Origin of the sequence: Paenibacillus pabuli NBRC 13638 (assembly GCF_001514495.1) — a bacterium.
Lineage (GTDB): Bacteria > Bacillota > Bacilli > Paenibacillales > Paenibacillaceae > Paenibacillus > Paenibacillus pabuli.
This window is the reverse complement of sequence record NZ_BCNM01000006.1, coordinates 73,995-86,970: the sequence shown is the minus strand read 5'-3', so window position 1 is coordinate 86,970 and position 12,976 is coordinate 73,995. Positions and strand designations below refer to the sequence as shown.

Here is a 12,976-nt window from a genome sequence, read left to right as displayed (position 1 = left end):
CCGGATACAGACGCACCTGGAGCGGGATTTTGCTTGTTTATTCATAGTTATATTAGCCCTTGGAAACCAATTTGAAATCATCAAAATGGAAGCCTGGTGCTACAACGCACGTTACCAGCACAGGCTCATCGCCCAGTGGACGTGCCGTTTGCCATACGCCGGCCGGGACGAGCACCTGCGGAGATTGCCCCGCTTCGATATCCATACCCAATACAAGCACTTCCTCATTTTCCGGGTGTTCCCCGCTGCCGCCCAATTTCAATTCAACCGGGCTGCCGCTATGCCACAACCAGAGCTCATCGGACAGAACGGTATGCCATTCCGAGACTTCATGCGAGTGCAGCAGGAAATACGTCGAGCTTGCCGAGAATCGAGGGCCCGAGTATGTATCCGGCAGGACGGACTGTGGAATTTGATAAGATGCCTTCCATTCTTCCTTATACCAACCGCCTTCAACGTGGGGCTGCATATTCAGCGCAGCAACCAATGGCGATAATTCATGTGTCGTCATAACCTGTTTCCTTCCTTCCAAATCGTATTGGAGGTACTCCATATCCAGAGTGCAGCCTCACTATCCCTACTGTAAAACATGAATAGACTTTTGTCACCTTTCCAGGTTAGACAGGCCCAACCTCTTTCATCTGGCCTAGCGTTCCATTCATACAGGTTAACCTAAGCTCTCACCCTTATGATAGCGTTTACAACAAACTGGATTTTCCGTTATGATATGGATAACCGTAAACAAGCTGCCGCAGAGAGGAGCCGTGTTATGAGTGTTATAGAGGATCGGATTGGACCCAAATATCGAATTGGCGAGAATTCATTCACCATTGAATATATGCGCAGACATGATGGAAACGCCATGCCACAGCCTCACGCCCATCCTTTTTACGAACTGTACTATCTCCTCGAAGGAGAACGCGTCTACTCCATGAATGGGCAGCTTCTCACCGCCAGCAAAGGCGATCTGATCCTGATCAATCCTCATGATATACATACAACGTCCAAAGGAAACACGCCCGGATTCGAGCGGATTCTGATTGGGTTCTCGCCTACTTTTGCCACCGGAATGGAGCTCGGCCTATGCGGTCTGCTGCCCTTTGATTGTTCAAGGCTGCTGCATTTCCCCGAAGCGGACCAGCCTGAAATGGAACGAATGTTGTGGCAAATGCTGCAGGAATGCAAGGAACGCAGGCCCCATTATGAAATCGCAGTCAGAAGCCTGCTTGCCCAGGTCCTGATTAATATCCACCGGGTTGAAGAGAATACCCGTCAGACCTCACCGGGTCCGGTTCATCCGATGCAGGATAAGATCAGTGAAATTGCAACATATGTGAATAATCATTATAGTGAACCCCTTACGTTGGAAGAGGCAGCAGCGCGCTTTTATATCAGCCCATCGTATTTGAGCCGGATGTTCAGCCGGTTCACCGGCTTCCGGTTTAGTGAATATCTGCGTGTTGTACGGGTTCGCGAAGCACAGAGACGTTTACTTTCGACTCAGGAGCGGGTGCAATTGATTGCGGAAAAGGTAGGATTCGAGCACACGGCTCATTTTAATAAAACATTTAAACAGGTAACCGGAACTACACCGCTCCGGTATCGCAAAGAACAAGGGGTTCAGTCATAAAAAACCACATGCCGACCCAGTTCCCTTTCCTTCTTAGGCGGACAATTCAACTAATAGCGTACCACGGGTCAGAAATGGACCTGCGGCACGCTCCTTTTAACATGGACATTAGAGATTGTATACGTAATGAATAACGACAATCGCTCTCCATTTTAGCCAAACAGCATTTTTTACCTGCGAATGATTACACCACTCCGTACTTCAGGACCGACCGAGATCTGTCGCCCCTCTGTATCTGCATCACTTTCCCGGCATACAATCCCTGCTGATTCATGTCCTGTCACCGTCAGAAGCCGACCGTCCGCGCCCACACCCTCAATCGCTTCGAGTTCCGCACCCTTACACTGATGCAAATGAATCAACGATCCTTCGGTAATATGCGCGTTCAGGTCGGCAATCCGCAGATGTTTCGCATGCGCGCAGTGCACCCCTTTACGTGCATTCACTTGGTAGCCTTCAATCACCAGACCGTCCAAAGGCATTTCCGGCAGACCGCTCACCAACAACGCCGTCTCTGCCCCCGCACAGACGACCTCCGAAATTCGAATATCCCGAAACACCGGGGTCTCTTCGCTGATTTCATGGGACAGATCGCTGCCTCGAGCCGTGCCTTCCTGATTCGCATAGAAAAAAGAAAACGAGATGGCTTCCATAATGATATCTTTCATATAGATGCGCTCCACCTGAATATCTTCAACCACCCCGCCGCGTCCACGTGCGCTTTTAAAGCGAAGCCCAATATCCGTTCCGATAAACGTACAGTCCGAGACCCGCACATGCCGCACGCCGCCAGACATTTCACTGCCAATGACAAAACCGCCATGACCGTGATACACCGTGCAGTTCCGAATAGTGATGTATTCCGATGGCAGACCGAGTTCCCGCCCTTCCGAATCTTTGCCGGATTTCAGACAGATTGCATCATCACCCACATCGAATACACTGTCTTCCACCACGACATGTCGGCAGGAGTCTATGTCCAGTCCATCCCCATTCTGGGAGAACCACGGATTCCGCACACTCACGTTACGAATCGTGACATGCTCCGATGCCCATGGGTGCAGATTCCATGCAGGCGAGTTCTGGAACGTTGGGCCGTCCAGCAGCACCCGTTTGCATTGACGCAAGCTAACCATGTTAGGGCGCAAGAAGTCTCTGACTCCCTCGTAAGCTGCCACATCACGCACTTGCTCCGCATGCAGACGATTCACAATAGCACCCCCTTCAAGGGCCGAAGTCGAGGGCCACCAGATCGCATTATCTCCATCCGCCTGCTCTACAACACCACCGGATGAAACCAACTGGTTCCACTGCGAGGAAGTCATCTTGGAACGCTTCACCGGGCGCCAGGCCTCACCACCACCATCCCAAATGCCCTCGCCCGTAATTGCGATATCCTCCAGATGTTCCGCATCAATGGGCGACTGACACCGCACTGCCTGCCAACCTTCGAAGCTGGACGCAATCAAGGGATATTGATCGAAATTGCGGCTGAACGTAACCAGCGCACCTGTCTGAACATGAAGTTCAATTCGACTGCGGAGGACAATCGGACCCGTCAGCCAGATCCCCGCAGGGATAACAATCCGACCGCCGCCGGCTTCTGCGCAAGTCGCAATGGCCAGACGAAACATCTCGGTATTATCCGTAACACCGTCCCCTACAGCTCCAAAATCCGTAATTTGAAATTCACGGGCCGGAATGTCCGGTAACGTGACCTCATAACCTTGCATATCGGATTCAATACCTTGACCTTTACGGAGCGGGGAGTAATATGTATTCATCGTTCAGAACATCCTCTCTACATGGAATGGGATCGGACTCGGACTCTTAACGCTATTGCACAACACTCTTTCAATGAAATGGCATCTCACTCCATCATATCAATGTCCCAAGGCAGCCAGGTTGATCTTTTTTGCCAAGTGCGATTAGAACTTCATGTTATTTGTTTTTATGATCAGAGTCATAAATTGAATATCTCTTCCAGTATACTCTATACAACTATTCCAATGGTTGTAAAACAACTAGGAGAATGGATTCATTTTTCTGTCAGGATTCGTCACAAAGGGTTTAATAATATGACAAATATATAACATAATTTTGGGCTATAGCCCTATAATACCTATTACTTATGTCATGTTTTATAACAAACCAATTGCCTTTGGCAGGATGAGTATGTATGATTAAATAACTAGTTTCAATTTATTCCTTATTATTCCTTCTTAAACAAACGTGGCAGAAAGGACGGGGTGTACTCTTGATTGAATTTAGGGGTGTCCAGAAGCATTTTGGTCATTTTCATGTCCTCAAAGATATTCATCTTCACATTGAAGAAGGAGAGGTCGTTGTGATTATCGGCCCTTCCGGCTCAGGCAAAAGTACCTTGCTCCGCTGCATTAACCGCCTGGAGACGATTACCGAAGGTGAACTTGTCGTCAGTGGTGTCCCTTTACATCAGAAAAAGGTGGACATCAACCTCTTCCGCCGAGACATAGGCATGGTATTTCAACACTTCAATCTCTATCCTCACAAAAAAGTCATCGACAACATTACCCTTGCACCCGTGAAGGTGCGCAAACAACCCAAAGCACAGGCAGCTTCGACAGCGATGAAATATCTGACCCGCGTAGGCATTGCCGACAAAGCAGACAGCTATCCTTCCCAGTTGTCCGGTGGACAACAGCAGCGTGTAGCCATTGCAAGAGGTCTCGCCATGGAACCCAAAATCATGCTTTTTGACGAACCCACCTCCGCGCTGGACCCCGAAATGATCGGGGAAGTGCTCGATGTCATGCGATCTCTGGCCCATAACGGGATGACGATGGTTGTTGTGACACATGAGATGGGGTTCGCCCGCGAGGTCGCAGACCGGGTCATCTTCATGGATGAAGGCCGGATTGTGGAAGAAGCCGCCGCCGCTGAGTTTTTCGACAACCCGAAGGAAGAACGGGCCAAGCAATTCCTGAGCCGTCTGATTCACCACTGAGATTCACAACATTGATACCATAATCCATTTCGAAAAGGGGTCTTTATCCAATGAAGAATAGGTTGAAGTGGTCGTCGTTTATGCTCGTATTGATTCTATCCCTTGTCTTATCCGGTTGTAGTACAGGCGAGGAAAACAGTAATAGCGGCGGTTCAGGCGGGGATGCCGCGGCCAAAGGGACGATTGAACAGATTAAAGAGCGCGGCAAGCTCATTGCCGGCGTGAAATACGATACGAAGTTGTTCGGGCTGAAAGATCCCGCAAGCGGAGAAGCCGAAGGATTCGATATTGATATTGCCAAAGCACTCGCCAAGCAGATCCTCGGGGACGAAACCAAGGTCGAACTGAAAGAAGTAACGTCCAAAACACGGATTCCGATGCTGCAAAATGGTGATATTGACATCATCATCGCCACGATGACGATTACGGACGAACGCAAGGAGCAAGTGGACTTCAGCGATGTTTACTTTGAAGCCGGGCAGTCCCTTCTTGTAAAAAATGACAGCACCATTACCGGTCTGGATAGTCTGGGTGGCGTGAAAGTGCTGGCTGTGAAAGGCTCCACTTCGGCCCAAAATATTCGCGAGAAAGCCCCGGATGCCGAGGTGCTCGAATACGACAATTATCAGGATGCCTTCACTGCACTCAAAGCAGGTAAAGGCGAGGCACTGACGACCGATAATATCATCCTGATCGGCATGCAGCAGACCGATAACAACTACAAGCTGGTTGGCGGTAATTTCACAAGTGAACCTTACGGCATGGCCATTCGCAAAGGTGACACTGCCTTTGTTGAAGAAGTAAACAACCTGCTCAAAAGTATGAAGGATAGCGGAGAATACGATACGCTGCATGAGAAATGGCTGGGCAGCAAGCCTGAGTAACCCCGATTAATGATGGTCAAGCGGCGACTTCGCCTGTGATATGCGCTGCATGGGCAGGACGTAGTCGCCGTTTCTACATCTGGAGAACGGAGGCTTCGCCTACATGGGCAAATTGGACTTCAGCATACTAATCAAACACTCGGATCGATTCCTGGAAGGCTTCCTCAATACCATCCAGGTGAGCATTATGGCCTTGATCGGCAGCTTTATTCTTGGCGCCATTATGGCCATATTCCGAATATCACCCATCCGACCGCTCAATTGGATCGGCACGGCTTTTGTTGAGTTTATCCGCAACATCCCCTTGCTGCTGGTTGTGTTTTTCTTCTATCTCGGACTGCCGGCACTCGGGATCTCACTGGATGGATTCATCTCCGGCACACTCGGTTTGACCATCTATACTGCAGCTTTCATTGCCGAAGCGATCCGGGCGGGTATTCAGACAGTCCCTCGCGGACAGCTGGAGGCCGCAAGATCTTCCGGTCTGTCCTACGTACAGGCCATGAACCTGATCATTCTGCCGCAGGCGATCAAGATTGTATTGCCGTCCATTGGCAACCAGTTTATCAACCTGGTCAAAAATTCGTCCATCCTGGCGGTCGTGGCCGGCATGGATCTGATGTATTTTGCCGACCTGATCAACTCGGATACATTCCTGCCGTTGAGTGTCTACACCATTGTTGCGCTGTTCTACCTGGTGTTGACCTTGCCGCTCAGCTTCCTGGTTCACTATATGGAGCGTAGGTTTGGACAAAGTGATGCAGACGCCGGCAGGACCAAAGGCAAACCGAAAAAGACCAAACCAGCAGGTCAGGTCACGATGTAACATTTGAGCTATATTCTCTCTCTGTTCAGCACATCAACTCAAGGTGCATCCCTACTATGCTATGCAACCGATGTTCTATCTTCTACATTTTCCTGTCCGCACACAGAAGGAGGCTGATGAATTATGGACTTTAGCGGGGCCTATGCCTGGCCCAACCTTCGTTTCCTGCTGCACGGTTTCCTGATCACTCTGCAAGTCGCAGGGTTGTCCATTGTATTCAGTTTTGTACTGGGAACGGTGCTCGGTACCATTCGGTACACCCGCATTCCGGTCTTGTCACAGATTGTAGCCGTCATCGTGGATACGATCCGGAATCTGCCGCTGCTGCTAATCATTTTCTTCATTCATATTGTGTTGCCTCAGCTTGGGATCAAAATGTCGGCCTTCTGGTCCACAGTCGTTGGACTAAGCCTGTTCGAAGGCGCCATGATCGCAGAGATTGTCCGCAGCGGGCTCAAATCGATTGAGCGCGGTCAGGTAGAGGCCGCCCGTTCATCCGGTCTGAGCTACATGCAGACACTCGGCGGCATTATTATGCCCCAGGCTTTGCGGCGCATGTCGCCGCCGATGGTGAGCCAGTTCATCTCTCTGCTCAAGGATACGTCCTTGGCGATCATTATCTCTCTGCCTGAGCTGATGCACAATGTGCAGATTCTTGGGGGACAAAGCTTCGATTATGTCATCCCTGCCCTGCTGCTCGCAGCCGTATTGTACTTCGTCATCAACTACACGCTGTCCATTGTGGCACGGCGGCTTGAAGCACGAATGACTTGATGCACGGAAGGAATAAGGCAAGAAGGAAAGAACCAACTTGATGAAAAGAGTGAAAGCGCCCCAAAGGCTCCAAATCCACGTATACAGTGGATTTGGAGTTTTTTTGGGGCCTACAGATATGCTCATAAATTCACGAACTTCCCACCAATGTCTAACGAACTGAGGGAAGCTTATTTAACCATTTTTGAGACAGTTTCTAATCTAACGAATCGGGGACGTCTTACTTCCCCGATTTCCCCTCTCTCACCAGCTATTTTATCGTTTTCGGCGAAATAACTTCCCTGAGGTTCGTTACATTTTACATCTCAGTTTAAATGCCCGAATAAGATGTCTCGGGTTCGTTAGAATTTACTACAGAGTGACTACGTGATCAACCAGCCCAGCCCTCTCCAATACAATTTATTGAGAAATTTCTTCGAAATTGCCTGCGGACGTCCAACCCATTTTCCAAGGATCAACTTCACATTCGGACACGTTCTTGCCACTCACACACTACTCCGTTCACCCTCAAATCGCCGCTCCGCTGCGACGTAATTCTGCCTGTAGTACCGCGATCGGCAGCTCCAACGGAACAAGGTTCATCTTCACAGCTAATGCAGCGGCTGTTCCCGCTGCCTCTCCCGTAGCCATACAGCTTGGAGTCAGCCTTGTCGTTGCGTGAGCCTCGTGTGTCGTCGAGATGCAGCGTCCTGCCGCCAGCAAATTACAGATATTCCGGGAAATCAGAGAGCGGTACGGAATATCGTACGCCCCATCTCCTTCTATAAAAGCCGCTACGACGCCTTGACCCGAAGGATCATGAATATCAATCGGATAGCCACTTCTGGCGATTACATCGTCAAACTTCCGCCCTGCTACCACATCCGCCTGGGTCAGCGCATAGTGCCCGATGATCCGCCGGGATTCACGAATACCGATCTGCGGTGCTACCGCTGAGATTGAGGCCCGTTCGAATCCAGGCACATCGCGCTGCAAGAACTCAGCGATCATCAGCACCTGCTTCCTGCCTTCCTGTTCAGCAGAGGTCAGATCCTCCGCATCTGTGGCATCGAGCCCCTGCACCCGGGTGCAGTTAATCAATACTTCATCTTCAGCCGGTCCGGTAAAAAATAACACCTGGTCACGATTAATTGGCACACCCGCTTTTTTCCATTGGGAATAGAAGCCGCTCACGCCGGTTAACGGAATACTGTCCAGCTCGGAGAAAGGCGTCTTGGCATAGAAATCCTCCGGGTGCTCCTGCATGTACTGTTTCACTCGTCCAAGATCCACACCACGCATTCTGAATTTCATCGTCATCGGCTGTGACTGGTGATCGCCGTCTCGCCCCTTTGCCACAGAGGCGCCCGCAAGATAAGCCGCATCCGCATCACCGCTGGCATCCACGAATACGTTCGCTCTGATCTCCATGCGGCCAGACTTGTTCGTCAGACGCACCGCCTTCACCCGAGCATCTACCATGACCACTTCATCCACGAAGCTGTGCAATAACAAGCGGACACCGGCTTCCTGCAGCATCTCCGCCGCAACCACCTGATAGATGGCTGGATGATACGGCGTAACGGTATGCACAAATCCAACCGTATCGCGCAGATGTCCTGGAGAACCGCCACCCGCCTGCAGTCGGTCCACGATCTCCTGGGCAATGCCCCGAATCACCTGTTCACCACTCTCCGTATGGAAGGTCATCCAAGGGTAGACCATGGCGGCAGTCGACATTCCACCAACGAACCCGTACCGTTCCACCAGTACTACTCGAACACCTTGTCGTCCAGCAGCGATGGCTGCCGCTATACCCGCCGGACCCCCTCCCACAACAACCACATCCGCTTCTTCCTTTTTCATACTCATACTTATCCGTTCACTCAAGTTATCACTCCTTCCGTTCTATTGCATGGGCTACTCTTTCAGTCCTGTCATGGCAACTCCTTCAATAAAGCGCCGTTGTGCCAGGAAAAAGACAATCAGCAGTGGCAGGGTCGCCATGACGGTGGCACTCATCAGATATTGCCAGGCTGTACCCACTTCATCCGTGAACAGGGATAACCCAAGCGGCAGCGTCATCAGTTCACGCGAGTTAATGAAAATCAACGGATCGAAAAACTCATTCCAGATCGTCACAAAAGTAAAGATCGTTAACGTAGCCATACCGGGCTTGGCAATCGGAAGCATAATTCGCGCATAGATCCGGAATCGGTTGCAGCCGTCAATCATCGCCGCTTCCTCCAGCTCGGTGGGTACCGTAATGAAGAACTGCCTCATCACAAAGATGCCAAACACGCCGCCCGCCCCAAAGATCGGCAGTAAAATCAGCGGAAGATGTGTATCAATCCACCCCAACTGCCGCATGAACAGAAACATGGGAATTGCCGTCACCTCATGGGGAATCATCATCGCACTCAGCAGGATGAGAAATACCACATTGCGTCCCTTGAACGGAATTTTGGCAAAGGCGTACCCGGCGAGAGATGCAAAGAACACCGTTCCCAGCACAACTAACGCAGAAATGTAGACACTATTCCAATAAAATCGGTGAAACGGAATCAAGCGAAAAACATCGATGTAGTTCTGAAATCGAAATGGTTCTGGTATCCACTGCGGCGGATAGGTAAATATGCTCTGCGGCTCCTTGAATGACGTCGATATCATCCAGATAAATGGAACAATCATGATTAGCGAGATCAGGGTAAGCAACAAATATGTCCCAAGGGTACTTCCTATCTTCCGACCTGAAGAACTAGGCATCGCTTTCATTGAATACCCACCTCTTTCGAAGCTGCCATTGCAGCAGCGTCAGGATTAGCACGATAAAAAACAGTACATACGCAAGCGAAGAAGCATAGCCGAACTGAAATAATTTGAAAGCTTTTTCCCAGATATAATAGACCAATACCTTCGTGCTGTTGCTCGGCCCGCCCTGTGTCATGACGTAGATCTGCCCAAACACCTTGAGCGAGCCAATCACGGTCATCACCATGGTTAGAAAGACCGTTGGCGTAATCATGGGCAGCGTGACGTGAAAAAAGGTTCCCCTTCTGCCCGCGCCGTCCAGTGTAGCAGCTTCGTATAGCGAACGCGGTACCTGCTGAATGGCTGCAATGAACAGCACCATATTCAGGCCCACATTTTTCAATACACTCGTCACAATAACGGCAGGCATCGCCAGATCCTGATTGTAGAGCCAGGCCGGACCTTTTATACCTACCATCAACAGAAGCTGATTGATCAATCCCGACTCTGTCGCATACATCAGCTTCCATACGATGGCCCATACAATCAGCGAAGTCATGACCGGAACGAAAATAGCTGTTCGGAAAATCCCGATGCCGCGAATGCTTCGGGATAGCAGCAATGCGAGCAGCAGGGCGAGCACTATATTGAGCGGCACCAGCCCCGCAGTGAAATAGACCGTATTGGCAAGTACTTTCCAGAACATAGCGTCTGTCATCACATTCCGGTAATTCTCCAGTCCAATAAAGTGATGATCCCCCAGCAGCGGCCAGTCGGTCAGGCTCATGTATAGCGCCAAACCCATGGGAAACAGCAGCAGCAAGGTAAACCCGAGCACCATCGGGGATATAAACAGCCACCCCGCGATCTGGGCCTCTCTGGCGAGCGGCCCTCTTCCTGTACGCTTGCGTGAATGGGTCACAGTTAGGCCCCCTTTTATCAAATTCCCCTCTAAAACTGAACTCTGCGACGATTCTATATAAGGTGAACTATACATTTACCGTGTGCTCGATTCGTTAGAACGAATGAACATTAATAAAGGGTGTCCCCCTCACTGATTAGTCCGTAGGGCTCAGACGGTCCACCGCATTTCGAAACCCGTTCACAGCCCTTCGCAGCTGTTCCTCCGTGTTGCCAGTCACGACCGCCCCAAGCATGATCGCCTTTACCCCGGTATCGCGCAGCACCCGAACATCCTCCGGCACCAGCTTTCGCTGGGAAGGAACCAATACCGGTACCTGGGCTTGTAAGACCAGAAAGCGATACTTGAGCACATCCGCGAAGCTGAGCGGTGTACCATATTCTTTTCCAGGTACAATGGATGCCTCCAGAGCAGTGAAGCCGAAGTATGCTGCCGACGATACGAGGGATGGTTCATATTCGTCATTGATCGCAAACGTTGGGTCCAGCCCCAGGTCATCCAGCATGAAGGACGGAAGGTGATGGGCATAGATGGAATAGAAGTCAAAACCCAGCCCCGCAAGGCGTTCCACATCCTCCCTCCGTGCTCCATCAATACTGCCGGATGGTACGACCCCAAGTGGGCCACCATACTCGCTGCGGATCGCCCGAAACACCTCGGCATAGTTATCCAGCGGACCAAAATGATTCCCGCTGGCGCGATGACCGACATTATAATGTACCTTCAGTGCATCAGCGCCTTCTTCGATTGCTGCCCGGGCCAAAGATAGATCGTTCTCGGGCAGACTGACCACCAGTGACAGCGACTTCTGTTCAAGCAATTCCTTGAATTTGCCCATCATGCTCACCTCCAGCTTTTATGAAATTATTTATGGTTGCAGCAAACTTTGGATCTCTTCCTGCATTTGTTTCAGATTATCCTCGGCTGTCGCGGAACGGGCAAACAATCGGTCAAATCCCTGCAACACTGCATTGTCGATATCCTGCCAACGGATATGACCGGGAATCAAGCGCGCTTTCGGCATTTCATCAATCACTGCCTGCACAATATGCTCCTTGCTTGGGTTATTGGGCTGGTTAATGAACGCATCGGAATTCAGTACAGAGGTACGCGGAGGTACAAAGTAGGTGGCCGTCGCCTGAATCCCCTGCTCACTGGCAAAATACTTCAACAGCTTCTTCGTTTCCTCCGGATGTTTGCTGTCGTTGAACATGGCATACCCAGCCTGCCCGAGCATCGGTACGCTGCCCTGTGAACCGGAAGGCATCGGAGCGATGCTCCATTCAAAATCCTTAATCTCCCTTGCTTTGGAGACATAGCTGTAGTTATCGAAGAACATGCCCACATTGCCAGCATCGAAGCTGACCTGCTCGCCCGCTTTCGGGTGTGATTCATCGGTGAACATCATGCGCTCCAGCAGTTCTAAGGTCTGTACGCCATAGGCATCATTCCAGGTAAACTTTGTCATGCCTTCGTCGAACGGGCCGCTGCCGTTAGACCAGGCGTATGAGGAAAGCACAGCCCAGGTCTTCCAGTCGCGAAAAAAGTTGGCACCATAGATCCGGTTGGCAGCCTCCTTGCTGGTCATCGCCTTGGCGGACTTCTCGAACTGTTCCCATGTCCATTTCCCTTGGCTGGCAAGTGTATTCGGGTCGGTCAAGCCGGCTTTGTCGAACAGCGTTTTATTGTAGAACATGACCACCGGAGGTGTGGAAAAAGGCAGTCCCAGCAGCTGATCGCCATCACGGAACAAATCCAATGTACTTGGAATGTAATCATCCAGCTTAAACTGTGCGTCATCCTTGAACTCGGATACATCGGCCAGGATGTGATTGGATTTGAATTGTGGCACCATCCGCTCCGATACCCAGGCGAGATCCGGCAGAGAGCCGCCAGCGGCAAGCACCGAAATTTTTTGCTGGTATTCTGCGAAAGGTACCGATTCCATCGTTACCTTAATGCCTGGATTTTCCTGCGTGAAGCCATCAATCAGCTTGTTGTACACATCCATATGTGCCTGATTGCCCCACATCATGAACTTCAGCTCCACCTCTCCATTCTCCCCAGCCGCATTGCCAGGATCACTGCCAGAATTGGAGCTTGTGCACCCGATTAAAGCAATGATCATGACTAAGAGCATTAGCATAAGTCCTGCTTTTTTCATGGAAATCCCCCTTATGGACGTAGTGGTATACATGTGCAACCAAAGTATAACGAAAGCATC

Annotated in this window: 12 protein-coding genes; 5 read left to right on the top strand and 7 right to left on the bottom strand. The window is 50.6% G+C overall.

Annotated elements, in window-relative coordinates; genetic code table 11:
• Positions 1-52: 52 nt before the first annotated feature.
• Positions 53-511, bottom strand: coding sequence for a cupin domain-containing protein (locus tag PPA03S_RS10300; RefSeq protein ID WP_062322448.1), 459 nt, complete (start codon positions 509-511; stop codon positions 53-55).
• A gap of 258 nt (positions 512-769) precedes the next feature.
• Between PPA03S_RS10300 and PPA03S_RS10295 the strand changes: the two genes are divergently transcribed.
• On the top strand, positions 770-1,630 hold the full coding sequence (locus tag PPA03S_RS10295; RefSeq protein WP_068964040.1) for an AraC family transcriptional regulator: 861 nt from the start codon (positions 770-772) through the stop codon (positions 1,628-1,630).
• A gap of 170 nt (positions 1,631-1,800) precedes the next feature.
• Here the strand turns inward: PPA03S_RS10295 and PPA03S_RS10290 are convergent, their stop codons facing one another.
• Positions 1,801-3,414 (bottom strand): glycoside hydrolase family 28 protein, encoded by a 1,614-nt coding sequence (locus PPA03S_RS10290; RefSeq protein WP_082704084.1) that lies wholly within the window; start codon positions 3,412-3,414, stop codon positions 1,801-1,803.
• A gap of 473 nt (positions 3,415-3,887) precedes the next feature.
• On the opposite strand from PPA03S_RS10290, the gene PPA03S_RS10285 reads away from it, so the two are divergent.
• The 4 genes from PPA03S_RS10285 (at position 3,888) to PPA03S_RS10270 (ending at position 7,100) form a co-directional block, all read left to right on the top strand.
• Positions 3,888-4,616, top strand: coding sequence for an amino acid ABC transporter ATP-binding protein (locus PPA03S_RS10285; protein ID WP_082704083.1), 729 nt, complete (start codon positions 3,888-3,890; stop codon positions 4,614-4,616).
• 50 nt (positions 4,617-4,666) lie between these two features.
• Positions 4,667-5,500, top strand: a complete 834-nt coding sequence (locus PPA03S_RS10280) for a transporter substrate-binding domain-containing protein (RefSeq protein ID WP_062322444.1) — start codon at positions 4,667-4,669, stop codon at positions 5,498-5,500.
• 103 nt (positions 5,501-5,603) lie between these two features.
• Positions 5,604-6,326 (top strand): amino acid ABC transporter permease, encoded by a 723-nt coding sequence (locus PPA03S_RS10275; RefSeq protein ID WP_062322442.1) that lies wholly within the window; start codon positions 5,604-5,606, stop codon positions 6,324-6,326.
• Between the two features lie 123 nt (positions 6,327-6,449).
• Positions 6,450-7,100: an amino acid ABC transporter permease gene (locus PPA03S_RS10270; RefSeq protein WP_062322440.1), complete on the top strand. Its 651-nt coding sequence runs from the start codon at positions 6,450-6,452 to the stop codon at positions 7,098-7,100.
• A gap of 507 nt (positions 7,101-7,607) precedes the next feature.
• Here the strand turns inward: PPA03S_RS10270 and PPA03S_RS10265 are convergent.
• The 5 genes from PPA03S_RS10265 to PPA03S_RS10245 form a co-directional block, all read right to left on the bottom strand.
• Positions 7,608-8,945, bottom strand: coding sequence for an FAD-dependent oxidoreductase (locus tag PPA03S_RS10265; RefSeq protein WP_062322772.1), 1,338 nt, complete (start codon positions 8,943-8,945; stop codon positions 7,608-7,610).
• A 54-nt stretch (positions 8,946-8,999) separates the two neighbouring features.
• Positions 9,000-9,854, bottom strand: a complete 855-nt coding sequence (locus PPA03S_RS10260; protein WP_062322438.1) for a carbohydrate ABC transporter permease — start codon at positions 9,852-9,854, stop codon at positions 9,000-9,002.
• Positions 9,838-10,752 carry a carbohydrate ABC transporter permease gene (locus tag PPA03S_RS10255; protein WP_062322436.1) on the bottom strand — a complete coding sequence of 305 codons (915 nt, stop codon included), beginning with the start codon at positions 10,750-10,752 and terminating at the stop codon, positions 9,838-9,840. The genes PPA03S_RS10260 and PPA03S_RS10255 overlap by 17 nt, the downstream gene beginning before the upstream one ends.
• A gap of 136 nt (positions 10,753-10,888) precedes the next feature.
• Positions 10,889-11,593 (bottom strand): beta/alpha barrel domain-containing protein, encoded by a 705-nt coding sequence (locus tag PPA03S_RS10250; RefSeq protein ID WP_062322434.1) that lies wholly within the window; start codon positions 11,591-11,593, stop codon positions 10,889-10,891.
• Between the two features lie 27 nt (positions 11,594-11,620).
• Positions 11,621-12,916, bottom strand: a complete 1,296-nt coding sequence (locus PPA03S_RS10245) for an ABC transporter substrate-binding protein (protein ID WP_062322432.1) — start codon at positions 12,914-12,916, stop codon at positions 11,621-11,623.
• Between the last annotated feature and the right edge of the window lie 60 nt (positions 12,917-12,976).

Excerpts from the sequence above, each read along its gene's own strand:
- PPA03S_RS10300 (WP_062322448.1), bottom strand. The coding sequence starts at position 511 with ATGACGACACATGAATTATCGCCATTGGTTGCTGCGCTGAATATGCAG.
- PPA03S_RS10295 (WP_068964040.1), top strand. The coding sequence starts at position 770 with ATGAGTGTTATAGAGGATCGGATTGGACCCAAATATCGAATTGGCGAG.
- PPA03S_RS10290 (WP_082704084.1), bottom strand. The coding sequence starts at position 3,414 with ATGAATACATATTACTCCCCGCTCCGTAAAGGTCAAGGTATTGAATCC.
- PPA03S_RS10280 (WP_062322444.1), top strand. The coding sequence starts at position 4,667 with ATGAAGAATAGGTTGAAGTGGTCGTCGTTTATGCTCGTATTGATTCTA.
- PPA03S_RS10275 (WP_062322442.1), top strand. The coding sequence starts at position 5,604 with ATGGGCAAATTGGACTTCAGCATACTAATCAAACACTCGGATCGATTC.
- PPA03S_RS10270 (WP_062322440.1), top strand. The coding sequence starts at position 6,450 with ATGGACTTTAGCGGGGCCTATGCCTGGCCCAACCTTCGTTTCCTGCTG.
- PPA03S_RS10265 (WP_062322772.1), bottom strand. The coding sequence starts at position 8,945 with ATGAAAAAGGAAGAAGCGGATGTGGTTGTTGTGGGAGGGGGTCCGGCG.
- PPA03S_RS10260 (WP_062322438.1), bottom strand. The coding sequence starts at position 9,854 with ATGAAAGCGATGCCTAGTTCTTCAGGTCGGAAGATAGGAAGTACCCTT.
- PPA03S_RS10250 (WP_062322434.1), bottom strand. The coding sequence starts at position 11,593 with ATGATGGGCAAATTCAAGGAATTGCTTGAACAGAAGTCGCTGTCACTG.
- PPA03S_RS10245 (WP_062322432.1), bottom strand. The coding sequence starts at position 12,916 with ATGAAAAAAGCAGGACTTATGCTAATGCTCTTAGTCATGATCATTGCT.